Annotated in this window: 20 protein-coding genes and 2 tRNA genes; 9 read left to right on the forward strand and 13 right to left on the reverse strand. The window is 64.8% G+C overall.

Annotated features, from left to right (window positions below):
• Window positions 1–35 precede the first annotated feature (35 nt).
• Entirely contained in the window at window positions 36–440 is a 405-nt protein-coding gene (locus QB898_RS01325) for a YraN family protein (protein ID WP_279523631.1), read from the reverse strand.
• Window positions 441–495: 55 nt separating this feature from the next.
• Between QB898_RS01325 and rsmI the strand changes: the two genes are divergently transcribed.
• A complete protein-coding gene (rsmI, locus tag QB898_RS01330) occupies window positions 496–1455 on the forward strand; it encodes a 16S rRNA (cytidine(1402)-2'-O)-methyltransferase (RefSeq protein ID WP_279523498.1) in 960 nt (319 codons plus the stop codon).
• A gap of 19 nt (window positions 1456–1474) precedes the next feature.
• Here rsmI and QB898_RS01335 read toward each other — a convergent pair.
• Window positions 1475–1550: transfer RNA gene (locus QB898_RS01335), tRNA-Thr, on the reverse strand.
• A 211-nt stretch (window positions 1551–1761) separates the two neighbouring features.
• Between QB898_RS01335 and QB898_RS01340 the strand changes: the two genes are divergently transcribed.
• The 4 genes from QB898_RS01340 to QB898_RS01355 all read left to right on the forward strand — a co-directional run bounded on the left by QB898_RS01340 (window position 1762) and on the right by QB898_RS01355 (window position 7361).
• Entirely contained in the window at window positions 1762–2601 is an 840-nt protein-coding gene (locus tag QB898_RS01340) for a lytic transglycosylase domain-containing protein (RefSeq protein ID WP_279523499.1), read from the forward strand.
• Between the two features lie 172 nt (window positions 2602–2773).
• Window positions 2774–5158 (forward strand): DNA topoisomerase IV subunit A, encoded by a 2385-nt coding sequence (gene parC / locus QB898_RS01345; protein ID WP_102283330.1) that lies wholly within the window; start codon window positions 2774–2776, stop codon window positions 5156–5158.
• 292 nt (window positions 5159–5450) lie between these two features.
• Window positions 5451–6377 carry a tRNA dihydrouridine synthase gene (locus QB898_RS01350; RefSeq protein WP_279523500.1) on the forward strand — a complete coding sequence of 309 codons (927 nt, stop codon included), beginning with the start codon at window positions 5451–5453 and terminating at the stop codon, window positions 6375–6377.
• Between the two features lie 39 nt (window positions 6378–6416).
• On the forward strand, window positions 6417–7361 hold the full coding sequence (locus QB898_RS01355) for a DUF808 domain-containing protein (protein WP_279523501.1): 945 nt from the start codon (window positions 6417–6419) through the stop codon (window positions 7359–7361).
• A 176-nt stretch (window positions 7362–7537) separates the two neighbouring features.
• Here QB898_RS01355 and QB898_RS01360 read toward each other — a convergent pair whose 3' ends face one another.
• The 5 genes from QB898_RS01360 to QB898_RS01380 all read right to left on the reverse strand — a co-directional run bounded on the left by QB898_RS01360 (window position 7538) and on the right by QB898_RS01380 (window position 14151).
• On the reverse strand, window positions 7538–8419 hold the full coding sequence (locus QB898_RS01360) for a hypothetical protein (protein ID WP_279523502.1): 882 nt from the start codon (window positions 8417–8419) through the stop codon (window positions 7538–7540).
• A gap of 3 nt (window positions 8420–8422) precedes the next feature.
• Entirely contained in the window at window positions 8423–8983 is a 561-nt protein-coding gene (locus QB898_RS01365; protein WP_279523503.1) for a hypothetical protein, read from the reverse strand.
• A 434-nt stretch (window positions 8984–9417) separates the two neighbouring features.
• Window positions 9418–10212, reverse strand: coding sequence for a tlde1 domain-containing protein (locus QB898_RS01370; protein ID WP_279523504.1), 795 nt, complete (start codon window positions 10210–10212; stop codon window positions 9418–9420).
• A 202-nt stretch (window positions 10213–10414) separates the two neighbouring features.
• Window positions 10415–10879: a macro domain-containing protein gene (locus QB898_RS01375; protein WP_102283337.1), complete on the reverse strand. Its 465-nt coding sequence runs from the start codon at window positions 10877–10879 to the stop codon at window positions 10415–10417.
• Between the two features lie 338 nt (window positions 10880–11217).
• Window positions 11218–14151 (reverse strand): valine--tRNA ligase, encoded by a 2934-nt coding sequence (locus tag QB898_RS01380; RefSeq protein WP_279523505.1) that lies wholly within the window; start codon window positions 14149–14151, stop codon window positions 11218–11220.
• Between the two features lie 158 nt (window positions 14152–14309).
• Here QB898_RS01380 and QB898_RS01385 point away from each other — a divergent pair, with 158 nt between their 5' ends.
• Window positions 14310–15818: a DEAD/DEAH box helicase gene (locus tag QB898_RS01385; RefSeq protein ID WP_279523632.1), complete on the forward strand. Its 1509-nt coding sequence runs from the start codon at window positions 14310–14312 to the stop codon at window positions 15816–15818.
• A 254-nt stretch (window positions 15819–16072) separates the two neighbouring features.
• Here the strand turns inward: QB898_RS01385 and QB898_RS01390 are convergent, their stop codons facing one another.
• The 6 genes from QB898_RS01390 to QB898_RS01415 form a co-directional block, all read right to left on the reverse strand.
• Window positions 16073–18295, reverse strand: coding sequence for an O-linked N-acetylglucosamine transferase, SPINDLY family protein (locus QB898_RS01390; RefSeq protein WP_279523506.1), 2223 nt, complete (start codon window positions 18293–18295; stop codon window positions 16073–16075).
• Entirely contained in the window at window positions 18288–19370 is a 1083-nt protein-coding gene (locus tag QB898_RS01395; RefSeq protein ID WP_279523507.1) for an FHA domain-containing protein, read from the reverse strand. Before QB898_RS01395 ends, QB898_RS01390 begins: the two co-directional genes overlap by 8 nt.
• The gene (locus QB898_RS01400; protein WP_279523508.1) at window positions 19367–20932 is read right to left on the reverse strand and encodes a S1 family peptidase; all 1566 of its coding nucleotides are present in this window, start codon (window positions 20930–20932) and stop codon (window positions 19367–19369) included. Before QB898_RS01400 ends, QB898_RS01395 begins: the two co-directional genes overlap by 4 nt.
• 155 nt (window positions 20933–21087) lie before the next feature.
• Window positions 21088–22659, reverse strand: coding sequence for an alkyl hydroperoxide reductase subunit F (ahpF, locus tag QB898_RS01405; RefSeq protein ID WP_279523509.1), 1572 nt, complete (start codon window positions 22657–22659; stop codon window positions 21088–21090).
• 262 nt (window positions 22660–22921) lie between these two features.
• Entirely contained in the window at window positions 22922–23485 is a 564-nt protein-coding gene (gene ahpC, locus QB898_RS01410) for an alkyl hydroperoxide reductase subunit C (protein ID WP_050715461.1), read from the reverse strand.
• 436 nt (window positions 23486–23921) lie between these two features.
• Entirely contained in the window at window positions 23922–24413 is a 492-nt protein-coding gene (locus QB898_RS01415) for a c-type cytochrome (RefSeq protein WP_050715460.1), read from the reverse strand.
• A 152-nt stretch (window positions 24414–24565) separates the two neighbouring features.
• On the opposite strand from QB898_RS01415, the gene QB898_RS01420 reads away from it, so the two are divergent.
• The 3 genes from QB898_RS01420 (at window position 24566) to QB898_RS01430 (ending at window position 25697) form a co-directional block, all read left to right on the forward strand.
• A complete protein-coding gene (locus tag QB898_RS01420; RefSeq protein ID WP_279523510.1) occupies window positions 24566–24691 on the forward strand; it encodes a hypothetical protein in 126 nt (41 codons plus the stop codon).
• A 49-nt stretch (window positions 24692–24740) separates the two neighbouring features.
• Window positions 24741–25598: a 4-(cytidine 5'-diphospho)-2-C-methyl-D-erythritol kinase gene (gene ispE, locus QB898_RS01425; protein WP_279523511.1), complete on the forward strand. Its 858-nt coding sequence runs from the start codon at window positions 24741–24743 to the stop codon at window positions 25596–25598.
• A gap of 22 nt (window positions 25599–25620) precedes the next feature.
• Window positions 25621–25697, forward strand: a tRNA-Gln gene (locus tag QB898_RS01430).
• The last annotated feature ends 6 nt before the right edge of the window (window positions 25698–25703 follow it).

Genomic DNA, 25703 nt, shown 5'->3' on the forward strand with positions numbered 1-25703 from the left:
CTCCTCTTTTTGAGTTGCCGGGCTTGCCCCCACGCTCATGGCGCGTGGAAAGCGGCCTGCAACCATTCGATGCGGCCGCCTTCGATAGCCACCACATCAAAGCGGCAAGGCGGCGGCGCGGCGTAGCGCCGCAGAAAGTGGCGCGCGGCCAGCGCCACGCGGCGCTGCTTGAGGGCGCCGACGCTGGCGGCCGCCCCGCCGTGGGCGCTGCCGCTGCGCTGGCGCACTTCAACGAAAACCAGCGTGCCGTCCGGCGTTTGCATGATCAGGTCAATTTCGCCGCCGCCGCGCCCGGGCGTCTCATAATTTCGCGCCACCAGCCGCAGACCGGCCGCCTGCAAGTGGGCCAGCGCCGCGTCTTCCGCCGCTGCACCGGCCTTGCGGGGGCTTGCGCCAGCGCGCGGCCGCGCCCTTGTCCATTGCCGCACCCATTGCTGCATTTGCCGCTGCATCTTTTGCCATAGCGCCGCGCGCGCCTTTTCGCCTTTGCCTGCCATGACCGCTTTCACGCCTTCGCTTGCCGCCCGCGCCCTGCATGCCGCCTTGCCTGCCGCGCAGGCCGCCGCCGGGGCGCAGCATTATCCGAAAGGGGCGCTGTACATGGCGGCCACGCCCATCGGCAACCTGGCCGATATCAGCTTGCGCGCGCTGCACGTGCTGGCGCTGGCCGATGCCATTGCCTGCGAAGACACGCGCCACACCCGCCAGTTGCTGGGCGCTTACGGCGTGGAGCCGCGCGCGCTGCTGGCCGTGCACCAGCACAACGAGGCCGAAGGCGCGCAAGCCGTCATCGCCCGCCTGGCGCGCGGCGAGCGCGTGGCTTTTGTCAGCGACGCGGGCACGCCCGCCGTGAGTGATCCCGGCGCGCGCCTGGCCGCTGCCGTGCGCGCCGCAGGCCATGCCATCGTGCCCCTGCCGGGCGCCAGCAGCGTGACGGCGGCCTTGAGCGTTGCGGGCGCCGCTGGCGGCGCTCAAGGCGATGACCGGGGCTTTGTCTTCGCCGGTTTCATGCCGGGCAAGGCCGCCGCGCGGCGCGAAGCCATCGAGGCCCTGGCCGCCGAGCCGCGCGCCGTTGTGCTGCTGGAAGCGCCGCACCGCATACAGGCGCTGGCCGGCGACCTGGCCGTGCTGGGCGCGCGCGCCGTGACGGTGGCGCGCGAGCTGACCAAGCAGTTTGAGCAAATCGCCACCTTGCCCGCGCAAGAGCTGCCCGCCTGGCTGGCCGCTGACGCGCAGCGCCAGCGCGGCGAGTTCGCCCTCGTGCTGCACCCCGCGCCGCACGCCCGCGCGCCGCGCGCCATTGACGAAGAACGCCTGCTGTGCCTGCTGATGGACGAGCTGCCGCTGAAAACCGCCGCCCGCCTGGCCGCCGAGGCCACCGGCGGCAGCCGCAACGCGCTGTACGCGCGCGGGCTGGAAATCAGGCAGGCCAAAGAAAAAGCCGCATGGCGGTAAACCATGCGGCCTGAAGCTTTGGTGCCGACTGCCGGGATCGAACTGGCGACCTACGCGTTACGAGTGCGTTGCTCTACCAACTGAGCTAAGTCGGCGAAAGCGCGGATTATAGCCAGGGCAAATATCGTGCGCGGCCCGCAGCGGCTGTTGCCTGCGCGCAAAGAAAGCCGGGGAATGAACGATGGTTTTGACAATTCCATTCATTTTGTAACCTCTTTCTGATACAAAGACCGGATGCCCATGACCAGGGCGCAGAGCCTGGCCTTCACATCTTGGCCCCGCGCCTTTGAACCGAATCGCAGATTGATGAAACCGTCTTTTCCGCTGCCCTGCCTGCTTTGCCGCGTGGCGCTGCCTGCCCTGGCGCTGGCCTGGAGCGCGCAGGCGCGGGCTGATTTGTGGATGCACGTGGACGCGGCGGGGGCCATTTATTTTTCGGCGGAGCCGCTGGGCACGCCGGGGCAGTTTCTGGTCAAGGGCGCGAGCATGGAGCGGCTGGCGCAGATCAAGGATGCAACGACGCGGCTGAAGGAGATCAACCGCCATGCGCCGCTGCCGCAGGGCATGGCGCGGCTGGAGACATCGCCGCGCTACCACGCGGTGCAGCCGCACTTGCGCGATGCGGCGCGCAAGTACGCGCTGGACTACGGGCTGCTCAAGGCGGTGGCGGCGGCGGAGTCGAGCTTCAACCCCGGCGCGGTCTCGCACGCCGGGGCGGTGGGGCTGATGCAGCTGATGCCCGCCACGGCGCGCCAGTACGGCGTGCAGGCCGATGGGCTGGCGGATCCGCGCACCAACATCGAGGCGGGCGCGCGCCACCTCAATTACCTGCTGCAAAAGTTTGAAGGGCGGCCCGCCCTGGCCATTGCCGCCTACAACGCGGGCGAGGGCGCGGTGCGCCGCGCGGGCAACCGCGTGCCGGACTACCGCGAGACGCAAGGCTATGTGCAGAAGGTGATGCACCTGTATGGCGCCTTCCGCCCGCAGGCGCCGGGGCAGGTCAGTCCGGCGATTGCGGCGGCGGAGCTGGGCGCGCCTTCCTGGCTGCGCGTGGCGCTGCCAGCGGCCAGCGGCGCGGACGGGCCAGGCCCGGCCAGCGATTCAGACGCGGCAGGCCGGGCGCAGGCTGACGCGCCCGCGTCGTAGCCCGCCGCCGGGCGCATCAGGGCGCGCGGCGCTTCATACTCGCGCCTTTTTGCCGCAGGCCGCCGCCGGGCTGCGGCGGCTGTTTTCCGGCTCCGGTTTCAGGCCCCCGATTGGCCTGAAGTCCCCGTGGAATGGGCGCGGGCAGCTATCAAAAAACGAGCGATTGCACAGCATGAGTGACGAAAACCTTTTCAGCGCGCAGACCGGCGCCGGCTGCGACGATGACGCCCCGGCGCTGGCGGCCTACGCGCAGCAGGCGTATCTGGAATACGCGCTGAGCGTGGTCAAGGGCCGCGCCCTGCCGGATGTGTGCGACGGGCAAAAGCCCGTGCAGCGCCGCATTCTCTACGCCATGGGCCGCATGGGGCTGGGTTTTGCGGGCGCCAACGCGGCCAGCGGGGCCAAGCCCGTGAAAAGCGCGCGCGTGGTGGGCGACGTGCTGGGCAAGTTCCACCCGCACGGCGACAGCGCCGCGTATGACGCGCTGGTGCGCATGGCGCAAGACTTTTCGCTGCGCTACCCGCTCATTGACGGGCAGGGCAACTTCGGCAGCCGCGATGGCGACGGCGCAGCCGCCATGCGCTACACCGAAGCGCGCCTGTCGCGCATCACGCAGCTGCTGCTGCAAGAAATAGACGAAGGCACGGTGGACTTCGCGCCCAACTACGACGGCAGCGCCGAAGAGCCGCGCCAGCTGCCCGCGCGCCTGCCCTTTGCGCTGCTCAATGGCGCCAGCGGCATTGCCGTGGGCCTGGCCTGCGAAATTCCCAGCCACAACCTGCGCGAAGTGGCCGATGCCTGCGTGGCGCTCATTGGCAACGAGGCCTTGAGCGACGAAGCGCTTTTTGCCCTCCTGCCCGGGCCTGACTACCCCGGCGGCGGGCAAATCATCAGCCCCGCCAGCGACATCGAAAACGCCTACCGCACCGGGCGCGGCAGCCTGAAAGTGCGTGCGCGCTGGAAGGTGGAAGAGCTGGCGCGCGGCCAGTGGCAGATGGTGGTGACCGAGCTGCCCCCCGGCGTTTCCACGCAGAAAGTGCTGGAAGAAATTGAAGAAATCACCAACCCCAAGGTGCGCGCGGGCAAAAAGGCCCTGACGCAAGAGCAAACGCAGCTCAAGGCCGCACTGCTGGCCGTGCTGGACGAAGTGCGCGACGAATCGGGCAAGCAAGCGCCCGTGCGCATCGTGCTCGCGCCCAAAAGCCGCGCCATCAGCCAGCAAGAGCTGGCGCAAACGCTGCTGGCGCACACCAGCCTGGAAACCTCGGCCCCCGTGAACCTGACAGTGGTGGGGCTGGACGGCAAGCCCGTGCAAAAGCCGCTGCGGCACATGCTCACCGAATGGATCGCCTTCCGCCAGGGCGCCATCACGCGCCGCAGCCAGCACCGGCTGCGCAAGGTGAGCGAGCGCATCCACATTCTGGAAGGGCGGCAAATCGTGCTGCTCAATATCGACGAAGTGATCGCCATCATCCGCGAAAGCGACGAACCGAAGGCCGCGCTCATCGCCCGCTTTGCCCTCACGCCGGCGCAAGCCGACGACATTCTGGACATCCGCCTGCGGCAACTGGCGCGGCTGGAAGCCATCCGCATCGAGCAGGAGCTGGCCCAGCTGCGCCAGCAGCAAGCCGCCTTGCAGGAAATTCTGGACAGCCCCGCCGCCTTGCGCCGCCTGATGGTCAGCGAAATCGAGGCCGACGCCCAAGAATTCGGCGACGCGCGCCGCACGCTCATTCACGCCGAGAAAAAAGCCGTGGCCGAGGTGAAAGTGGCTGATGAACCCGTCACCGTCATCATCAGCGCCCAAGGCTGGGCGCGCGCGCGGCAAGGGCACGGGCACGACGCGGCAGCCTTTGCCTTCAAGGCGGGCGACGGGCTGTATGCCGCCTTCGAGTGCCGCAGCGTCGATCACCTGCTCATCTTCGGCAGCGACGGGCGCGTTTACAGCGCCCCCGTCGCCAGCCTGCCCGGCGCGCGCGGCGACGGCCAGCCCGTCACCACGCTCATCGAGCTGCAAGCGGGCAGCCAGCCCGTGCACTACTTTGCCGGCCCGGCCAGCGCCACGCTGCTGCTTTGCGCCAGCAGCGGCCACGGCTTTCTGGCGCAGGTGGAGCACATGCTCTCGCGCCACAAAGGCGGCAAAAGCTTTATCACCCTGGCCGAAGGCGCCCGCATCTGCCGCCCGGCCCTCGTGCACACAGGCGAAGCGCCAGCAGGCGGGCAGGCATCAAGCGGGCAGACAACCGGCGCGGCGGACACGCACGTGGCCTGCGTTTCCACCGGCGGGCGGCTGCTCACCTTCGCGCTCGAAGAAATCAGGCTGATGGAAAAAGGCGGGCGCGGCCTGACCCTCATCGCCCTGGAAAAAGGCGACGCCCTGGCCGGCGCAGCCAGCTACGCGCGCGGCATCCGCGTCACCGGCACAGGGCGCGGCGGCAAAGCGCGCGAGGAAGTGCTGGAAATCCGCAGCCTGAACAACGCCCTGGCCGCCCGCGCGCGCAAGGGGCGCGACGGCCACTTCGGCTTCAAGCCGCAGCAGGTGCAAAGGGTGGCCTGAGCCGGGGGGCTCATGGCATCAGAAACAGGAGCAAATTCAAGGGGGTCAAAATGCCGCCTTGCGCACTTTCTACTAGGACATACAGCTATGAATAAAGGAGCGAAATAATGCCTTCCATCCCGGTCTGCACGCAACTTTGCGCTGGCCGCAAAGGCAAGGGGCGGGTTCCGGGCGCGCTCCGGCGCTCTGGTGCATGCGCTCACGCCCGCCCAGCCCGCCTGCAAAAGCGCCAACCGGCGGGCGGCCTGCGCAGCGGCTTCTGACGGCGGGCCGCCACGACGATTGCAGCGCCATGACGATTCTTCTGGCCCCCATGGAAGGCTTGCTCGATTGCACCCTGCGCGACGCGCTCACGCAAGTGGGCGGCGTGCAGCGCTGCGTGTCGGAATTCATCCGTGTGACCGACCAGCTGCTGCCGCTGCGCAGCTTCACGCGCGTGGCGCCGGAGCTGCTCAACGGCGGCTTCACGCCAGCGGGCGTGCCCTTGCGGCCGCAGCTTTTGGGTTCAGACCCGGCCTGCCTGGCTGAAAACGCCGCGCGCCTGGCGGCCATTTCCCCGCACGGGGTGGACTTGAACTTTGGCTGCCCGGCCAAAACGGTGAACCGCCATCGCGGCGGGGCCGTGCTGCTGGACGAGCCGCAGCTGCTGCACGCCATCACCGCCGCCGTGCGCCGCGCCGTGCCCGCGCACCTGCCCGTATCGGCCAAGATGCGGCTGGGCTACATGGACGATGCCCGCGCCATTGAATGCGCGCAGGCGCTGGCCGCAGGCGGCGCTGGCGAAATCGTGGTGCACGCCCGCACGCGCGCGCAGGGCTACCGCCCGCCCGCACACTGGGAACGCGTGGCCGACATCCGCGCCAGCGTGGCCGTGCCGGTGGTGGCCAATGGCGACATCCTCACGCCCGAAGACGCCGCCCGCTGCCGCGCCGTCACGGGCTGCCAGGCGCTGATGATCGGGCGCGGCATGGTCGCCAACCCGGGCCTGGCGCTGCAAATTGCAGGCGGCGGCGCGCTGCCCTGGGCGGCGCTGCCGCCGCTGCTGCGGCGCTTCTGGCGCGATGTGTGCCAGCGCGTGCAGCCGCGCCACCGCGCCGGGCGGCTCAAGCAGTGGCTGCACGCCTTGCAGGCGCGCTATCCGCAAGCGGCCGCCGCCTTTGGCGACTTGCGCCGCATGACCGAAACCGCGCCCATCACCGCCTATCTCGAACAGCTTTGACGCCGCTTTTGATTCTTCACTTCAACCCAAGGACTTCTCATGGCCGCCAGCTTGCTTGCCCTGCTTGACGACATTGCCTCCGTGCTGGATGACGTGGCCCTCATGACCAAGGTGGCCGCCCGCAAAAGCGCCGCCGCCGCCGATGACGTGGCCGTGCTCACCAAACTTTCCGCGCAAAAAACAGCGGGCGTGCTGGGCGATGACCTGGCGCTCAACGCCCAGCAGGTGGCGGGCGTGCGGGCCGACCGCGAGCTGCCCGTGGTCTGGGGCGTGGCCAAAGGCTCGCTCGTGAACAAAGCCATTTTGGTGCCCGCCGCGCTGGCCATCAGCGCGCTGGCGCCGTGGCTGGTCACGCCGCTGCTCATGGCCGGCGGCGCTTTTTTGTGCTTTGAAGGCGCCGAAAAGCTCGCGCACCGCTTTCTGGGCGGGCATGAAAAAGAGCATGAAGCCGCGCCCGGTGCAGACGCGCGCGCTGAAACCGATCTGGCCGCGCTGGAAAAAGCCAAAGTCAAAGGCGCCGTGCGCACCGATTTCGTGCTCTCTGCCGAAATCATCGCCATCACCCTGGGCAATGTCACAGGCCAGCCGCTGCCCACGCAGCTGGCCGTGCTGGCGGGCGTCGCCCTCATCATGACGGCGGGCGTGTATGGCCTGGTGGCCGCCATCGTCAAGCTCGACGACGCGGGCCTGTTTCTCAGCCAGCGCGCCAGCCGCGCCGCGCAGGCGGCGGGCCGCGCCATCTTGCGCCTGGCCCCGTGGCTGATGAAGCTGCTCACGGTGGCCGGCACCGCCGCCATGTTTCTGGTCGGCGGCGGCATCCTCGTTCACGGCGTGCCCGCGCTGCACCACCTAGCCCACGGCTGGCAGGCAGCGGGCGGCCTGACCGGCGCGCTGCTGCCGCTGCTGCTGGACGCAGGCGCGGGCCTGGCTACCGGGGCCTTGCTGGTGGCAGCCATGCACCTGCTGCACAAGGCGCGGCAATAAAAAGGGGGCTGAAAAGCCCCTTTTTCCCTTGTCTCCTTGTCCGTTCACGCCCGCCCGGTCTGTGCGCCGAGAGCCTGTTCAAAGCCCGGGCGCGAAAAGCACAAACCCGGGTAGTGCTGGGCCTTGCCGCCCCTGATCCAGGTAAACAACGCTGTCAAGCGGCAGCAATTCTTGATTTATCCATTTTCCAACAACTCCTTGTGTTGCCTCAAAAAACGCCTGCCATACCAATCCTCCAGCGATTTTCCTTCTTGTTTCCGGTATTTTTCAGGGTATCTGAATTTGTAATACGCCAACAGAAAATAAGGAAATCCTACGAAGATAACGGCGGCAATGGATCCGGCATTGATGATGAGCCACGCCAATAAAAATCCAAAAGCTTGTATTGATGCTGACAGTTCCAGCGAAGAGCTTCCTAACATCAGTTTGATCATGATCCCCACACCTAGAATCCCCATTCCATACACAGCCATGAGGCCGGCAACTTTATCCTGCAGAGCGGGCGTTGCGGCTTCATGATACAAAAGCCTTCTCAGATACTTCAGTTTCACAACAAGCATCCAGGCAGCCAGAAATATCATGAAAGCATAAATAGCTCCAACCCAAAAGAATGACAGGGCAGGCAAAAGAAAATCAGTGAACAGCAGATCCAGCTCCAACAAGAACCAGATCATTGCCGTAAAAATATGAAAATGATAGCGATAAGGCAATATATAGTTTCGTTTTATTGCCTTCCCGGCCAGCACCAGCAACAGCCAAAGAAACAGACCAATCAGAAAGACTTCGGCCGTCAGGAAACTTTTCTCATATATAGGGACCCTCAATTCCTCGGCATCGTTATGGAGCATGACGGAAATAACGAACACCGCAAAATTGAGTCCTATGACAAAGACTGCCGCCAATATAAAACTATAGAGCTTGAACCTCAGAGAAGAGCTTCCCTTGTCAAAATGCTTGGCCGTTTTGAGATGCTGCGCGTCCTGCAATTTCCGGAATTCATCATTCTCCAGATTCAAACTCTCTTCAAAGCTGGCTTGAAATACCGATTTTTTTATCATTGCTTATGATATAAATCCCTGTGCCTTTCCAATGCCGCCAAAAACGCTGGAAACGGTATTTGTTACTCCTTGGATACCCCTGCCAATTTTGCTCATGATATTTTTTGTTCCTTGAACGGGATCATCAAAGAATTTAGGCTCCACAAACTTGATGCCTTGAACAATAAGGCCCACTCCTGCTCCAATACATGCCCCCGGAACACCTCCAATGGCGGATCCAATAGTAGCTCCTTCCAACGGACCTACGCTGGCTATTGCAGAAAGCGCTCCTTTACCAACAGCCTTACCGATATCACCTGTTTCGCAATATTCAGCGACACCGCTTGAAACAGCTGTGATACCAAGCTCGGCAAAGGTTAAGACCGTGGCAGCTTTTGCGGCAAATTTACCGACCGCTTTTCCTAATGACCCTACCAGCTCCCCGCCTTTGGTCACGAAGTCAGACAGTGGCTTGATACCAGCAACTTTTTCCAGAATGGCTTTGGCGCCCGCCTCGAAAGGACTGGCGAAATTCCCGATCCGTTTGAAACCATTAAAGACTTTCTCCCCGAACTTTCGTTGCAATAAAATGAAAGCAGAACATAACAGCAGGCGTGCGCCATCGCAGGAGATGCAATCCAGAGCGCGGGGATATTATATGCACTCCGACAGTTTATTAATCAAATAATATCTATCACTATTGGAAAGGCTGTAATGATTAATGGCTCCATTTATCAGGGCGCCCTGTTTTTTGCAGTCATATTTCTTAATATAGGAGAATGCTTTTTGCACATCATTCACCTTATATTTCCTGTCGGCGTGAATTTCAAATAGGTTTTCATCTGCCGCAGGGTATATCAAATACGGTATTTCCTCGTACTGAATGATCGCGCGATGAATATCGCCATTTTTCCACGAAACAGTGGCCTCGTCCATTTTGATGCTATAAAAGATTCTCGCGCATATGTATGAAGCCAGGCTGATTGCGATAAAGATACATATAATAAATAGTATTTTCTTCATTTTATGACCTTGAGTATGTTTCCATCTCCATATCTAGCTCCATCATTCAGAAGATTGATCATGTCATTAAACTGGTCTTGGCAACGCGGATGAACCGTGATGCATCCGTGGGATACATGTCCAATATGCAAGTTCGCTCCCCCTCTGATAAGGCCCATACGATAGCGAAAGGAATCGACCTTGCTCCATCCAACGGGCTGCAATGCATACCATCCCTCATGACCCGGCTTGGTATTCGGCTTCATCGTAAATAATCCCGGCCAAATTGGCCCGTGATCTTTTACATGAACGGAGTCAGGATTGTTTTTATGGTCGCCGCGACCAGAATGAATGCAGCCCGGATCAATGCTTTTTCTTAAATTTGGAGTATTGGGATTATTTGATGTGCAAGCGAACGTTTGCAGAGTAATCGAGTAATGGCAGTTCGCTGCTTTGCTTGCGCTGCCGGCTATCGATTCTGCGGCCTTCGCAGAAAAACCATAATAATCTCCAAACTGATCAGTATGATTATCGTTGGCCTTGGTTCGAGCATCTGTTGATTGGGCGCTGTTTTTTCCCTCACGCTTTCCTTCCTGCAAAAGGGAGTATGGATGTGCGCCAGGCAAGTCACGCAAATTCGTTACGGCGCCCGCCCGAGTCGTTTCCGGGCGATTTGCCTGGCTGTTGTTTGCCTGTGGCGTTTCGACGGCTTCAACTTCTGTGGCTGCGCCGGAAACGTTTGCCTTATCCGACGCAGTCTGTTGCGCATAGGCAGCGAAGGAAGGACCCACACGACTTGAGATGGATGCCATGATGCATCTCCTTAGGCAGAGGTGCAAAAAATGGAATGTAGCCCTGCACCCGACAAGCTGCATTGCGACTGTAGGACATTGTTTTCATCATGCACAGCTAGGATCGTTACTAGGCGCCTTTTCTAGATATAAGGGTATCTATCTATACAACGAAAGTCTACTTTCCCTGATCCGCCCGATTCTCTTGGGCTGCACGGCTGGCTCAGTCCGGGTAGCGCACTATCGTGACCTCTGCGGCAGACTCAATGTCTTTGAATGCCGACAGCATCACGCGCAGCGATCCTTCTGCGCCAAAACCGCCGGTGCTGGCGCCAATCAGCGGAAACGCCACGCTGGCAAATCCGTGCTCATTGACCAGCCGCATGGCCGAATGCACCGACTGGCCAATGGACGCCTCGCTCGCGCGCCACCACAGGCTGATGCCCGCCACATGAATCAGCGCCTTGCACGGCAGCCGCCCCGCGCCCGTGAGCACCGCCCCGCCCAAGGGAATCGGCCCCATGCGCCCCAGCTCGCGAAAAGGCGCGCAGCCCGCCCGCCGCCGAATGGCCCCGGAAACGCCCTGCGGCAGCAGCAGCCACCAGGGGATGATGTTGCGGTTCCAGGCATTGACCAGCACCTGCGCGGGCTGATCCAGCAAATCACCATGAACGATGCGGGGCGTCATGAACTGCGGGCGTGGCGGAGTTGAACGGGCTGGCAAGTATGTCGCGCGGGGCCGCCGCACTGCATGGCAGACAGCCTTCATGGCGGCCCGCCCGCTCCGCAGGCCGGAATGGATGCGGATGGCGCAGGCGGGTGAGATGGCTTGCTGGGCCGCTCCTTCCGCCAGGCATCATTTAAAAACAGGAGCAAATCAAGAGCGATAAAAATGCCCGTTGCGCTTTCTGCACTAGGACCTCACGCTATGGATAGAGGAGCGAATTCAGGGGCGCTCCATCCATCCTGAAAAGCGGTATGCAGCCCGCCTGCGGGCGAAAGCGCGGGCTTGGGCGGCGGGCGGGGTCACTTGGGCAGCCGCGCCAGTTGCTCTTGCAGGCGCGCCAGCGTGGCGCCAAAGGTGGCGGCGCGGTTTTTTTCCTGCTCGATGACGGCGGGCGGCGCTTTGGCGACAAAGGCTTCGTTGCCGAGCTTGGCCTGCGTTTTGGCGATTTCGCCTTCGATGCGGGCAATTTCCTTGCCCAGCCGGGCGCGTTCGGCGGCCGCGTCAATTTCAAGGTGCAGCGCCAGGCGCGCGCCGCCGGCCACGGCCACGGGGGCGGCCTGGGCGGCGGCCTGCCAGGCGGGCGTGTCGTCAAACACTTTCACTTCGCTGAGCTTGGCCAGGGCCTGAAGGGCGGGGGCGGCGGCGCGCAGGCTGGCGGCGGCTTCGGGCGTGTCCGCCACGGCATACAGGGGCAGGCGCTGGGCGGGGGAGACCTGCATTTCGCCGCGCAGGGCGCGGCAGGCGTCCACCCACTCCTTCAGGCGGGCCACTTCGGCTTCGGCGGCTTCGTCGATGTGTTCAGGCTGCGCTTGCGGGTAGGGCGCGCAGGCGATGCTCTGGCCTGGCTGAACGGCCTGGCCCGCCAGCGGGGCCACGGTTTGCCAGAGTTCTTCGGTGATGAAGGGAATGACGGGGTGCGCCAGGCGCAGCACGGCTTCAAGCACGCGCAGCAGCGTGCGGCGCGTGGCGCGCTGCTGTTCGGGCGCGCCGGTCTGGATTTGCACTTTGGCGATTTCCAGATACCAGTCGCAGAACTCGTTCCACACAAAGTCGTAAATGGCGGCGGCCACGTTGTCGAGCCGGTAGTCGGCAAAGCCTTGCGCGGCGGCGGCTTCGGCTTTTTGCAGGCGGCTGACGATCCAGCGGTCAGCGGCGCAGCGGTGGCGGGCGCTGCTTTCATCGCCGCAGTCGTGGCCTTCGCAGTTCATGAGCACAAAGCGCGTGGCGTTCCAGAGCTTGTTGCAGAAGTTGCGGTAGCCCTCGCAGCGCTTGCTGTCGAAGTTGATGCTGCGGCCAAGACTGGCCAGTGCGGCGAAGGTAAAGCGCAGCGCGTCGGCCCCGTAGGCTGGGATGCCGTCCGGAAACTCTTTGCGCGTGGCTTTTTCTACTTGCGGCGCGGTTTCGGGCTTGCGCAGGCCGGTGGTGCGCTTTTTGAGCAGGGGTTCGAGCGCAATGCCGTCGATCAAATCAACCGGATCAAGCACATTGCCTTCGCTCTTGCTCATTTTTTTGCCCTGCGCGTCGCGCACGAGGCCGTGGATGTAGACGTCGCGGAAGGGCACGCGGCCAGTGAAGTGGCAGCTCATCATGATCATGCGCGCCACCCAGAAGAAGATGATGTCGTAGCCCGTCACCAGCACGCTGCTGGGCAGATACAGGTTGTAGTCGCTGGTGGCCTCTTCACCCTGCCGGGGCCAGCCCAGCGTGCTGAAGGGCACCAGGGCGGAGGAATACCAGGTGTCAAGCACATCGGGGTCGCGCTCCAGCGCGCCTTCATAGCCTGCCGCGCTGGCCCGGGCGCGGGCCTCTTGCTCGCTGCGGGCCACGAACACGCGCCCGTCTTCGCCATACCAGGCCGGAATCTGGTGCCCCCACCAGAGCTGGCGGCTGATGCACCAGTCCTGAATGTTGCCCATCCACTGGTTGTAGGTGTTGACCCATTGCCCGGGCACAAAGCGCACCTGCCCGCTTTGCACGGCATCAATCGCTTTTTGCGCGATGGATTTCGTCTCGCCCTCGCCCACTTTGCTCATGGCGACGAACCATTGGTCGGTCAGCATCGGCTCCACCACCTGGCCCGTGCGGGCGCAAATGGGCAGCATGTATTTGTGTGGCTTGATGTCGATGACATAACCGCCCGCCTGCAAATCGGCCAGGAACTTCTTGCGCGCCTCGTAGCGGTCCAGCCCCTGGTAGGGCGCGGGGCCGTTTTCATTGATGCGCGCCTCAGGCGTGAAGATGGTGACGAGCGGCAAGTGATGCCGCTGGGCGCAGGCGTAGTCGTTGAAGTCGTGCGCGCCGGTGATCTTCACGCAGCCGGAGCCGAATTCGCGATCGACGAAGTCGTCGGCAATGATGGGAATGTTGCGGTTGTTCAGCGGCAGCTCCACCCACTTGCCCACCAGGTGGCGGTAGCGCTCGTCTTCGGGGTGCACGGCCAGCGCGCCGTCGGCCATCATGGTTTCGGGGCGCGTGGTGGCAATGGTCATGCCGCGCTCCAGCTTGCCGTCAATCATTTGCGGGCCGTCCACGAAGGGATAGCAGATGTAGTGCATCTTGCCGTCGGACTCCACGCTTTCCACTTCCAGATCGCTCACCGCGCTTTTGAGCGCCGGGTCCCAGTTCACCAGGCGCTTGCCCCGGTAAATCAGGCCCTGCTCATACAGGCGCACGAAGGTTTCGGTCACCACTTCCGACAGGCGCTCGTCCATCGTGAAGTACTCGCGGCTCCAGTCCACGCTGTCGCCCATGCGGCGCATTTGCTGCGCGATGGTGTTGCCCGATTGCTCTTTCCACTCCCACACCTTGGCGACGAAGTTCTTGCGTGCCTCGGGCGGCGTAGCGCCCATGTCGTAGCGGCTGATGCCCTGCGCCTGCAACTGACGCTCCACCACGATTTGCGTGGCAATGCCCGCGTGATCGGCGCCCGGAATCCAGACCGTGTTGAAGCCCCGCATGCGGTGATAGCGCGTGAGGCTGTCCATGATGGTCTGGTTGAAGGCATGGCCCATGTGCAGCGTGCCCGTCACATTGGGCGGCGGCAGCTGGATGGAAAAGTTCTCGCCCCGGGCCGCCGCCTCGGCGCTGGGCGCGCCCGTGCCGCGAAAGCCCGCGCGGCCCAGCCCCATCGCTTCCCACTGCGGCCCCCAGCGGGATTCGATGGCGGCAGGCTCAAATGACTTGGAAAGGCGGGCGAGGCCGGGCTGTTGGGATTGGTTCGGCGTGGCGGTCATGGCAAAGCGTTTTGAACGGAGCGTTCTGGAAAAGCAGGGCGGCGGAAAAAGCGCGGGATTCTAGAAGTTCGCCTCTTTGGCGCGCGGCCCGCAGCCGCTGGCGCAGCAGGCCGCGCTGCCGCATTGGCCCGGCACGCAGTGCGAGAATGCCGCCCCAAATGACCACCGCTTATTCAACACTGGCGCTTGCCGAGCCGCTCAAGCGCGCCGTGGCCGAGATGGGCTACGAAAACATGACCCCCATCCAGGCGCAAGCCATTCCCGTGGTGCTGGCCGGGCAAGACGTGATGGGCGCGGCTCAAACCGGCACGGGCAAAACGGCGGCCTTCTCGCTGCCGCTGCTGCAAAGGCTGCTCAAGCACGAAAACACCTCCGCCTCGCCCGCGCGCCACCCCGTGCGCGCGCTGGTGCTGCTGCCCACGCGCGAGCTGGCCGACCAGGTGGCGCAGCAAATTGCCCTGTATGCCAAATACACGCACTTGCGCAGCGCCGTCGTCTTTGGCGGCGTGGACATGAAGCCGCAAACCGCCGAGCTGAAAAAAGGCGTTGAAGTGCTGGTGGCCACGCCGGGCCGCCTGCTCGATCACATCGAAGCCAAAAACGCCGTGCTCGGCCAGGTGGAATACGTGGTGCTGGACGAGGCCGACCGCATGCTGGACATCGGCTTTCTGCCCGACTTGCAGCGCATCCTCAGCCACCTGCCCAAAAGCCGCACCACGCTGCTGTTTTCGGCCACCTTCTCGCCTGAAATCCGGCGGCTGGCCGAAAGCTACCTGCACCAGCCCGTCGCCATTGAAGCGGCCCGCCCCAACGAAACGGCGGCCACGGTCGAGCAGCTTTTTTTCAGCGTGGACGGCGACGACAAGCGCCGCGCCGTGCGCCACATTCTCAAAGAGCGCGATTTGCGCCAGGCCTTCATCTTCACCAACAGCAAGCTGGGCTGCGCGCGCCTGACGCGCGCGCTGGAGCGCGACGGCCTGCGCTGCGCTGCCCTGCACGGCGACAAAAGCCAGGACGAGCGCCTGAAGGCGCTGGAGGCCTTCAAGGCCGGAGAAGTCGATTTGCTGGTCTGCACCGACGTGGCCGCGCGCGGGCTGGACATCAAGGACGTGCCCGCCGTCTTCAATTACGACGTGCCTTTCAACGCCGAAGACTATGTGCACCGCATTGGCCGCACGGGCCGCGCGGGCGCTTCGGGGCTGGCCGTCACGCTGGTGGCCCCAGGCGACGCGCGGCTGGTGGCCGAGGTGGAAAAGCTCATCAAGAAAAAAGCGCAAGTGCAGCCGCTGGCACTGCCCGGCGGCGAGCGGCGGGAAGGGCGCGAAGACCGTGGGCGGCGCGATTTCCGCGACCGCAGGGACGGCCGTTCAGCCGGCCGCTCTGATGCCAGCGCGCGCGACAGCGTCTATGCCACGCGCCAGTTGCCAGGCCAGCCGCCAGACCCCTTTTTCGACCAGCCCTACGAGCCTGCCGCGCAGGGCGAAGCCGCCGAATTGCCCGCCTGGGAAAAAGCCGCCCGCAGCGCCCCGGCCATCGCCCGGCCCGGCCTGCTCTCGCCCAACATCAAGCCCCGGCGGCAGGTGGCGGCGCTGTTCAAGCCCCGCGCGCAGGAGCCGGGCGAGGCGGACGCTGCGCCAAGCCAGACGCCGGACGGGCAGCCCGGCTGAACCGCAGCCAGGCCGCTTGCGAAAAAAGCGGGCCGCGCGGCCCGCTTTTTGCTTGCGCCCGCAGCGCGCGGCAACGGGGAGCCGGTCTCCAGTCGCGCCTCTGCGCCTCTTTTTGAATTGAAGAAAGAGGAGCAAATACAAGGCGCGGAAAAAGGCATCTGCGCAGTTTCCACTAGGACATCGCGCTATCAAACAAGGAGCGAAATAAGGCAAAGGAATGAAAGCGGGCGAAATGGCGGCGCCCGCGCCCGCCGTCATGCCGCAGGCAGCGCAGGCACGTCAAAGCCCTGCGGCGGCAGCCCTTGCTGCTGGCGCTGGCACATGGTCAGCAGCGCCTGCTCCAGATGGCGCGTCAAGCGCGCGGTGTCAAACAGCGCGCTGGCGCGGCCCTGCTGGTTCAGGCGCTGGCGCAAGGCGGCCAGCTCCTGCGCATGCGTGGCCAGGCGCAAGGCCAGGGCCTCGTATTCATCGGCCGTTTGCGTGACGAGTTCGGGCAGGCCCACGGCGTGCAGCAGGCTGGCGGCCATGCGGCCTGCGAAGCTGCGGCCCGTTTGCGTGAGCACGGGCAAGCCAGCCCAGAGGGCATCGCTGGCAGTCGTGCCGGCATTGAAAGGCAGGGTGTCCAAAAACAGGTCGGCCAGGCGGTAGCGGGCCAGGTAGTCAGGGTAGTCGCAGCGCTCGGCAAAGACGAGCCGATCCGCAGCGATACCGCGCCGCGCGGCCTGCTCGCGCAAATTGGCGCGGGCATATTCGCCGTCATTGACAAGCCAGAGCACGCTGCCGGGCACGGCGTGCAGCAAGCGCATCCAGATGTCGAACATGCCCGGCAGAATTTTGTAGGTGTTGTTGTGGCAGCAAAAGACGAAGCCGCTCGCCGGCAAGCCCTGGCTGGCGCGCGTAGGCGTGACAGGGCTGATGACACGCTGGCTGTCATTGGGCTGGAAGGTGTCGGGCAAGCGCACGACGCATTCGCTGAATTCGCCTTCGCTGCCGGGCGGGGCCACGTGGCGGTCGGCCAGGATGTAGTCGATTTCATCCATGCCGCTGGTGCCGGGAAAGCCCAGCCAGGCCACTTGCAGCGGCGCAGGGCGCAGCAGCGGCACGCCCGCCTGGCCGTCGCCCGTGGCGCCCATGAGGTCGATCAGCACATCCAGCCGCAGCGCGCGAATGCGATTGGCGGCCTCCTCGGGCGTGCAGCGGCCCAGGGCGACGTATTCGTCAAAGGCGGCCAGCACGCGCTGGCGCATGGGCGTGTCAGATACGGCTTTGGCGCTGGCGTCGATGCCGATGACGCGAAAGGCGCTGCGATCGTGCGCCTCGAACACGCCCGCCAGCAGGTAGGAAACGGCGTGATCGCGCAAATCGCCCGAGAGATAACCCACCCGCAAAGGGCGCCCTGCGGCGGGAGCTTCTGGCGCGGGGCGCGCGGGCAGCGGACGGGGCAGCTTGGCGCGCTCGGCCGCCACGCAGGCGCGCGCGCTGCGCAGCAAATCGGCGCCCGTGGCGCCCGGATGCGCCAGCATGGGAAAAGCCATGCTGTAGGCGTTGTGCTCATCCAGCTGCGCCAGAACGCGCGCCCAGAGCGCGGGCAGATCGTCCCAGCGGGCCTGCTTTTGCCTGTAGCGCATTAGCTCCGCCAGAAAGGGCGGCTTGTCATCCAGCGCCACGCCTTTTTCCAGGCAGTCCAGCGCCTGTTCGTCTTCGCCCAGCTTGAACAGCGCGCGCGAGCGGCCCACCCACGCGTCCGCGTTGCCCGGATCGCACTGGCAAGCCTGTTCGTAGCTGGCGGCAGCGGGCTGCGGCTGATCCAGCGCCATTTCGGCATTGCCACGGCTGACCCACAGGCCGCTGTGCCGTGGCGCCACGGCCAGGCCGCGCCGGGCACAGGCCAGGGTGTTCTCGAACTGCCGCCCGTCTTCCAGCGCCGCCGCCAGCGCGTGCCAGTGAAGGGCGTCGGCAGGCGCCAGCCGCGCGGCCTGTTGCAGGCTTTGCACCGCCTCGGGCAGACGCCGCAGATCGCGCAGCGTATTGCCGCGCAGCAGCCAGGCGGCAGGCTGCGCCGGATTGAGCGAGAGGGCGCGGTCGGCGCTGGCCAGCGCTTCCTCCAGCCGCTGGGCGGCATGCAGCGCGCGGCCCCGGTCGCACCACAGGGCGGCATCCGCCGGAGCCAGCGCCACGGCGGCGTCAAAGTGGCTGATGGCCTGCTGCACGCGCCCCTGCTGGCTACAGGCCACGCCCAGCATGGCCCAAGTGCGAGCGTCTTTCCCGTTGAGCGCGGCCGATTGCTCCAGGGCGCTGACCGCGTCGGGCCATTGACTGGACATGAGGTGCATCAGGCCCAGCATCTGCCAGGCCAGCGCGTCGCCCGGTTGCGCTTGCAGGTGCTGGCGCAGCAGCTGCGCGGCCTGCGGCAGGCGGCCCTGGCTGGCCAGGCGCGAAGCTTCCTGCAGGGCGGCGGCGCTTGCGGGCTTATTCATCCAGCTCGCTGTCTTCGTGCTCGTCCTGCTCGGTCACGCGCCCGGCCAGGGCGGGCCTGAGCGCCTGCACGCCCGTCAGGAAGTCATCCAGCGGCTGCGCGGGAGCCAGCCGCCAGGAGGGCGGATACAGGTGCGACAGATAGAGCGTGCCCTGCCCCAGCCGCTTGTGCGACTGCCACTGCAAGCCCAGTTGCAGGCCCAGGGCCGCCAGCAGCAGGCAGGCCATGCCGCCCGCCAGCAGACGGCGCGACAGCGGCGTGGCCGCGCACAGGTGCCGCCACACGGTGGCCGCCAGCACGGCATAGGCCAGGCTGCGGTCAAAGCGCGCCAGCGCAGGCCACGAAAAGGCAAAGGCGCCTGCGTGCAGCGCAGCCCCGATGCCGCCAAAAGCCAGCAGCCCCAGAGCCGCAATGCGCAGATGGCGGCCAAACATGGCAAAGCCCGCGAAGAGCTTGCTGGCCATCATCCACAGCAGCACCCACGCCAGCAGCGGCAGAAAGACGCCCAGGCTTTCCGACAGGATGCGGCCCGCGACATTGCCCGCCGTGTTCATGCGCAGCAGCGTTTCAACCGCCACCCAGCCCAGCAGCGCGGCCACGGCCAGCACCGTGACGGCCAGGCCCCGCCGCGATGCGGGCCGCCAGGGCTGGGGCGGGGGCGGCTCGGCGCTGGCCAGCCGCAGCATGAGCTGGGTGCGGCCCACGGCCAGCGCCGCGCCCGGCTCCCAGATGAAGGACTGCCCGCCGCGCATGTGGCGGCGGCCCAGCCAGACGCCATTGACGCGGTCCAGCACCCGCACGTGCACGCGGCCCGCTTCGTCCACGCCCAGGCGCAGATGTTCGGCAGCCAGCGCCGGATCGGTCAGCACGGCATCGGCATGGACGGCGCGGCCCAGCGTGCAGGGCCAGCGCATGATGGGCACAGCCTGCGCCAGATGGCGGCCGCGCTCGCTGACTTCCAGCACGGCCAGCGCGCGGGCAGCCGGCGCAGCTTTGGGCAGCGGCGGCAGGCCGGGCGATGTGTCCTGCGGCAGATCGCGCGACAGAACGGGTTCCACAGGCGCGGCGGCGGTCATGGCGCGGCCCCCTCTTGCGCGCTGGCCTGGGCATCGGCCTGCCAGGCAAAGCCATCCAGAAAGTGGCGCGACAGCAGCAAGGCGTTGTCAAAGGACAGGCCGGCGGCATCCATGCGCCCCAGCACGCTGCTTTTGGGCTGATTGACGCTGGCAACCAGCACGGTGAGGTCATACAGCCCCGTCAGCTTGCGGTAGGCGCGCATGCACAGCACCACGCGGGCGGGCATGCCCTTGAGCTGAACGAAGTCCTGCCGGCATTCGGCCGCACTGCGGCGGGCGTCGCCGTTTTGCGGCAGCGGTTCATTGGCGAAGCTGGCCGAATACTGATAGGCGAAGGCCAGCTCGCGTATGCGCGGCGCGTCGTACGCCTCGTAGCGCAGCTGGATGCCGCCCACCTCTCCGGTATCGCCCGTGAACACGCTGCTGTCTATGCGGCATTCGCTGCGCTCGTACGTGAACAGGGCGCGCGGCTCGTGCTCCTGCCCATTGCCCCAGCAGCGCGACAGGCTTTCGGCGGGCAGCGGCACGGTGTAGCGGCCGTAGCGCTCGCTGCGCGCCGTGGAGGCCATGAGGCGCTCCATCAGCGTCTGCTGGTGCTCCAGCAGCTGGCGCGCCATTTCCTCATGGGCCGCGCCCTGCATGGGAGCGGCCTGGCGCGCCTTGTCCAGCAAGGCGCGCGCGAACTCGGCGGGCACGAGAAAGCTCACCTGCTCGGCGTCCAGCCGCTTGGCCACGTTCACGCCAATCACGCGGCCGCGCGCGTCCAGCGCCGGGCCGCCGCTCATGCCGGGGTTGAGCGCGCCGCCAAAGAAGATGCGCGGATAAAAGCTGCGCTGCACCAGCCCGTTGTAATTGCCCTCGGTGATGGCAAAACCCACATCCAGCGGGTTGCCCAGCGAATAGATGCGTTCGCCCTGCTCCAGCGGCTCGCCTTGCGGGCGCAGCTGCAAGGCAGGCACGGGGTCGGCGGGCGGCTGCACGGGGCGCAGCACGGCCAGATCATGCAGCACATCAAAAGCCAGCAAGGCCACTTCGGCTTCCTGGCCATTCACGTTCACGCTCACGCCCCGGTGGCTGTCCGGCTCCAGCGCCAGATCGCTGATGACGTGGAAATTGGTCAGGATCAGCCCCGACGCATCCACATACGAGCCGGAGCCAATGCTGCTTTGCGTGCGGGTGGCGCGCCGCAGCGAGCGGATTTGCACCAGCTTGTCGCGCGCGGCGCGGTAAATCTGCTGCGCGTCGGGCGAAGGCGGCTGCAAAACGCCTGGCGGCTGGCTGGCGCTCTCCTGCGCTTGCGGCGCGCCTGATTCGCCTGATTCGCCTGGCTGCGGCTGCGCGGCAATGGGCGCGAAGCGAACGGGCGCTTCTTCGCCCTCGTCCAGAGCCGCTGGCAAAGCCTGTTGCGGCTCCGGCGGCGCTTCTGCCTGAAAGGATTCCTGATGCGCCGCCTGCGGCTCAGGCACGGGCTGCGCCAGCGCCACGCCAGCCAGCAGCCCTGCCGCCGCGCCCGCGCACCAGCGGCGCAGACAGCGCGAGAAAGTGTGTATGAATGTGAACATGACAATGGCGCGCGATTGTGGCACGGCGCTTTCAGCGCTCAAGACCGTTCCAAGGCGCTTGCAGGCATTCAAAAGATTCAGCGTTGCCCTTCATGGACCCAATCACCATGAAAAAGCCCGCCGACGCGGGCTTTTGGCTTGCCTTTGGCAGGCTCTCACTGTGCCGCAGGGGTGCGGATGAGGTAGTCAAACGCGCCCAGGGCGGCTTTGGCGCCTTCGCCGGCAGAGACGACGATTTGCTTGTAGGGCACGGTGGTGCAGTCGCCCGCCGCGAAGATGCCGGGCGCGCTGGTGGCGCCTTTGGCGTCGATGACGATTTCGCCCATCGGGTTGCGCTGCACCACGCTGCCCAGCCATTCGGTGTTGGGCACCAGGCCGATTTGCACGAACACGCCTTGCAGCGCCACGTGTTCGCTGGCGCCGCTGTCGCGGTTTTTGAAGCTCAGGCCGCTGACTTTGCCCTGGCTGCCGGTGATTTCGGTGGTTTGCGCATGGGTACGGATGGTGACGTTGGGCAGGCTTTCGAGTTTGCTGACCAGCACGGCGTCGGCTTTCAGGTCCGGGTTGTATTCGAGCACGGTGACGTGCCGCACCACGCCGGCCAGGTCAATGGCCGCTTCCACGCCGGAATTGCCGCCGCCGATGACGGCCACGTCTTTGCCCTTGAACAGCGGGCCGTCGCAGTGCGGGCAGTAGGCCACGCCTTTGGTTTTGTATTCCTGCTCGCCGGGCACGTTCACGTTGCGCCAGCGCGCGCCGGTGGCCACGATGAGCGTGCGGCTTTGCAGCGTGCCGCCGTTTTCCAGCCGCACGGTGATCAGGCCGCCGGGCTGGGCGGCAGGAATGACTTCGGCCACGCGCTGGGCGCTGATGAGGTCTACCTCGTAATTGCGCACGTGCTGCTCCAGCTGCGCGGCCCAGGCGGGGCCGTTGGTTTCGGGCACGCCGGGGTAGTTGGCAATTTCCATCGTGTCGTTCACCTGGCCGCCAAAGCGTTCGGCCACCAGGCCGGTGCGGATGCCTTTGCGCGCGGCGTAAATGGCCGCCGTGGCGCCAGCGGGGCCGCCGCCAATCACCAGCACGTCAAACGGCGCTTTGGACGAGAGCTTTCCGGCGTCGCGCGCGGCGGCGCCCGTGTCCACTTTTTGCAGGATTTCTTCCAGCGTCATGCGGCCGCTGGCGAAGAACTGGCCGTTCAGATAGACGGCGGGCACGCCCATGATTTCGCGCGCTTCGATTTCCTGGGGAAACAGCGCGCCGTCAATCACCGTCACGCGAACGCGCGGGTTGAAGATGGCCATGAGCGAGAGCGCCTGCACCACGTCGGGGCAGTTGTGGCACGACAGGCTCATGTAAACCTCGAAATTCAGGTCTTGCGCCGGCTCCAGCGCCTTGATTTGCGCCAGCGTGTCTTCGGCCACTTTGGGCGGGTGCCCGCCCGTCCACAGCAGCGCCAGCACCAGGCTGGTGAATTCGTGGCCCAGCGGAATGGCGGCAAAGCGCAGATGCTGCTGGCCGTCGGGCCGCGTGAGGGCGAAGGAAGGCGCGCGCGCGTCGCTGCCATCGGTGCGCAGCGTGATGTGCGCGCTCATGCCCGCCACTTGCTCCAGCAGCTCGCGCAATTCGGCGGATTTGGCGTCGCTGCCCAGCGTGGCCGTAAGGGTGAAGGGGCGGCGCAGCATGCCCATGTATTGCTGCAACTGGGCGGAGATGTCTTTGTCAAGCATGAAGATTCCTTTCGTATCCGATGGGACTGATGGGCGATGGATATTCGCTCTTTATTTAATAGCTGCCTGCGCACGTTTCACGGAGACCACAGCCGTTTTCAGGCCCTCAAATTCGCTCCTGGAAAAGGAGCTTTGCGCCGACTGCCGGAGAACAGCCAGGCGAAAAAAAGCCGGACGGCCAGCGGGTCGCGCGCCCGCCTTGCCTGCCATCCGGCCCGGTTTGCATGAAGCGGCCCGAAGGCCGTGAGGCATCAGCAGCGGTTCAGATTTTTCCGACCAGCTCCAGCGAAGGCTTGAGCGTTTGCTCGCCTTCTTTCCACTTGGCGGGGCAGACTTCGCCGGGGTGCGCGGCCACGTATTGGGCAGCCTTGACTTTGCGCAGCAAATCGCCCGCATCGCGGCCGATGCCTTCGGCGGTGATTTCCACGGCCTGAATCACGCCTTGCGGATCGACGATGAAGGTGCCGCGATCGGCCAGGCCCTGGTCTTCGCGCATGTTTTCAAAGTTGCGCGTGATCGTGCCCGTGGGGTCGCCAATCATGGTGTATTTGATCTTGCCGATGGTCTCGGACGCATCGGCCCAGGCCTTGTGCACGAAGTGCGTGTCGGTAGAGACGGAGTAAATCTCCACGCCCAGCTTCTGGAATTCGGCGTAGTGGTCGGCCACGTCGCCCAGCTCGGTGGGGCACACGAAGGTGAAATCGGCCGGGTAGAAGAAGAACACGGCCCACTTGCCTTTGACATCGGCTTCGGTCAGCTCGATGAACTGGCCGTTTTTGTAGGCGCTGGCCTTGAAGGGTTTGATTTCGGTGTTGAGTACGGACATGAGACGCTCCTTGAATTGAGAGGTTGAGATGGACGCCTGCGAACAGGTTCTGAAAAACGCGCCTGGCTGGGCGACGGGCTGAATTATCAAGGCAAACTATCAACTATTCCAATTCATTTTGCCTAATCTATTGTTAGGCGGGAGCTATCTGCTGCGGTGAAGCGCGCCTTTGGGCTGATTGCTCCGCCGAACCACATCAAAAACAGGAGCAAATAAAAGGTGCCTGGAGTGCCTATCTGCGCAGATCCCACTGGGACATGGCGCTATTAATGTGGGAGCAAATACTCCAGTGCTTCGCCAACTTCGATCCGCCTTGAAGCGAAGGGATTCCAATTGAAGTAAACGCGAAGCGCGGGCGCGCTTGTTCCGGCGTTCTTGCCTTGGCAAGGCCCGTCCTGCGCTGTCTGCGTTTGCTGGCAGACCGGCGAGCAAGTCCTTATTCGCCCTGTTGGGCTGCGGGGGCGGCAGGCTCTTCAAACTGGGCGCCAGCGGCATTGGCCATATAGGCAACGGCGCGGGCCACCTCCAGCTCGGTCGCAGAACCGCCCGCCTGGGCAGGCATGGCACCTTTGCCGTGGACGGCCGCGCTGACCAGCGCGTCAAAGCCCTGCGAGATGCGCGGCGCCCACTCGCTGCCATTTTCAAATCTGGGTGCGCCAGAAACGCCTGCGGCATGACAGGCGGCGCACTGCGCCTTGAAAACAGCTTCGCCCGCGCGCGGCTCACGCGGGCCTTTGGCGGCCTGCGCAAACCGGATGCTGCCCACCTTTTGAATGCGCCGGGCCATATCCAGCTCTTGCGTAGCGCTGGGCAAAGACTTGCCATAGTCAGCGGGTGAAGGCAACAGCCAAGCCAAGGCAATGAGGGCCAGCAGGGCGGCCGCAGAGGCGGCAATGATGGGGGCGGAGGATTTGGATGTGTCGCTCATGGCGTGTGGGGTCCGGGCAGCGCATCGGAGGTGAACGGCCTGACGGCAATTGCTCCAGAAAGCGTGCGGCGCCGAGCCGCTCTTTCTTGTTGCGGTTCAAGCGGAGCCGCGAAATTTATAGGTCCGCCCGCACTCCATGTTCGCCATGCCGAATGCCCGAGCGCAGCGCTGGGGAAAAGAGCCGCGCGGACAACAATGCGGCGCCATCGAAGCCGCAAGGCTTATTGCCCGCCGATCAATACGCTTTTTTGCCATTGGCCGGGCCGGTGGAAATTTGATCGGTCTTTGCCCCTGCGGTATTTTTCATGCCAGAACTCCCTCGCTGCCATGCACTCGCTACACGACCTGCCCGCGCCGGCCAAGCTCAATTTGTTTTTGCACGTCACGGGCCGCCGCCCTGACGGCTATCACCTGCTGCAATCGGCCTTTGCGCTCATCGACTGGTGCGACACCCTACACATTGAAAGGCGCGCCGGTGGCTGCCTGAGCCGCGAAGACCTTGGCGCGCCGCTGCCTGCCGATGACCTGACGCTGCGCGCCGCCCGCGCCCTGCAAGCGGCCACCGGCTGCACGCAAGGCGCGCACATCGCCATTGAAAAACGCATTCCCGCGCAAGCGGGCATGGGCGGCGGCTCTTCAGACGCCGCCACGGCGCTGCTGGCGCTCAACCGCCTTTGGCAACTGGGGCTGGATGGCGCGGCGCTGGCGCACATCGGCCTGCAACTGGGTGCGGACGTGCCGTTCTTCCTCTTTGGCCGCCACGCCTGGGCCGAAGGCGTGGGCGAAAAACTGCAGGCCATTCACCTGCCGCCCACGCGCTTTGTGGTGCTCAAGCCGCCTGCCGGCCTGGATACCGCGCAAATTTTTCGCTCGCCTGAGCTGCGGCGCAATACGAAACCTGCTATAGTTCGCGCTTTCGCTGCAAGCCCGCTTGCCTTTGGCAAAAACGATTTGCAGCCAGTGGCCGAGCGGCTCAATCCGCAAGTCACCCAAGGCATTCAACTGCTGCAATCTGCGGGTCTGAATGCGCGGATGACAGGCTCTGGCAGCGCTGTTTTTGCGCCGCTTCATCAGGAGCGGCAAAGCGGCCTAATCACGCCGCCGCAAGGCTGGCTGATGAAGGAATGCAGCAGTCTTGCCGCCCACCCGCTGGCCGGATGGGCGGCAGGCAAGATTTCAGGGTGATTCATTGCGAATCATCCCGCGCAGGGGAGTCGCCAAGTTGGTTAAGGCATCGGATTTTGATTCCGACATGCGAGGGTTCGAGTCCTTCCTCCCCTGCCAAACATT

The sequence above is a fragment of the Ottowia cancrivicina genome (assembly GCF_029813755.1).
Taxonomy (GTDB): Bacteria; Pseudomonadota; Gammaproteobacteria; order Burkholderiales; family Burkholderiaceae_C; genus Ottowia; species Ottowia massiliensis.

Excerpts from the sequence above, each read along its gene's own strand:
- QB898_RS01415 (WP_050715460.1), bottom strand. The coding sequence starts at position 24,413 with ATGAGCGACACATCCAAATCCTCCGCCCCCATCATTGCCGCCTCTGCG.
- QB898_RS01325 (WP_279523631.1), bottom strand. The coding sequence starts at position 440 with ATGCAGCAATGGGTGCGGCAATGGACAAGGGCGCGGCCGCGCGCTGGC.
- parC (WP_102283330.1), top strand. The coding sequence starts at position 2,774 with ATGAGTGACGAAAACCTTTTCAGCGCGCAGACCGGCGCCGGCTGCGAC.
- QB898_RS01395 (WP_279523507.1), bottom strand. The coding sequence starts at position 19,370 with ATGACCGCCGCCGCGCCTGTGGAACCCGTTCTGTCGCGCGATCTGCCG.
- QB898_RS01370 (WP_279523504.1), bottom strand. The coding sequence starts at position 10,212 with ATGGCATCCATCTCAAGTCGTGTGGGTCCTTCCTTCGCTGCCTATGCG.
- ahpF (WP_279523509.1), bottom strand. The coding sequence starts at position 22,659 with ATGCTTGACAAAGACATCTCCGCCCAGTTGCAGCAATACATGGGCATG.
- QB898_RS01355 (WP_279523501.1), top strand. The coding sequence starts at position 6,417 with ATGGCCGCCAGCTTGCTTGCCCTGCTTGACGACATTGCCTCCGTGCTG.
- QB898_RS01390 (WP_279523506.1), bottom strand. The coding sequence starts at position 18,295 with ATGAATAAGCCCGCAAGCGCCGCCGCCCTGCAGGAAGCTTCGCGCCTG.
- QB898_RS01350 (WP_279523500.1), top strand. The coding sequence starts at position 5,451 with ATGACGATTCTTCTGGCCCCCATGGAAGGCTTGCTCGATTGCACCCTG.
- QB898_RS01400 (WP_279523508.1), bottom strand. The coding sequence starts at position 20,932 with ATGTTCACATTCATACACACTTTCTCGCGCTGTCTGCGCCGCTGGTGC.
- ispE (WP_279523511.1), top strand. The coding sequence starts at position 24,741 with ATGCACTCGCTACACGACCTGCCCGCGCCGGCCAAGCTCAATTTGTTT.
- QB898_RS01385 (WP_279523632.1), top strand. The coding sequence starts at position 14,310 with ATGACCACCGCTTATTCAACACTGGCGCTTGCCGAGCCGCTCAAGCGC.
- QB898_RS01340 (WP_279523499.1), top strand. The coding sequence starts at position 1,762 with ATGAAACCGTCTTTTCCGCTGCCCTGCCTGCTTTGCCGCGTGGCGCTG.
- rsmI (WP_279523498.1), top strand. The coding sequence starts at position 496 with ATGACCGCTTTCACGCCTTCGCTTGCCGCCCGCGCCCTGCATGCCGCC.
- QB898_RS01380 (WP_279523505.1), bottom strand. The coding sequence starts at position 14,151 with ATGACCGCCACGCCGAACCAATCCCAACAGCCCGGCCTCGCCCGCCTT.
- QB898_RS01420 (WP_279523510.1), top strand. The coding sequence starts at position 24,566 with ATGCCCGAGCGCAGCGCTGGGGAAAAGAGCCGCGCGGACAACAATGCG.
- ahpC (WP_050715461.1), bottom strand. The coding sequence starts at position 23,485 with ATGTCCGTACTCAACACCGAAATCAAACCCTTCAAGGCCAGCGCCTAC.
- QB898_RS01360 (WP_279523502.1), bottom strand. The coding sequence starts at position 8,419 with ATGATAAAAAAATCGGTATTTCAAGCCAGCTTTGAAGAGAGTTTGAAT.
- QB898_RS01375 (WP_102283337.1), bottom strand. The coding sequence starts at position 10,879 with ATGACGCCCCGCATCGTTCATGGTGATTTGCTGGATCAGCCCGCGCAG.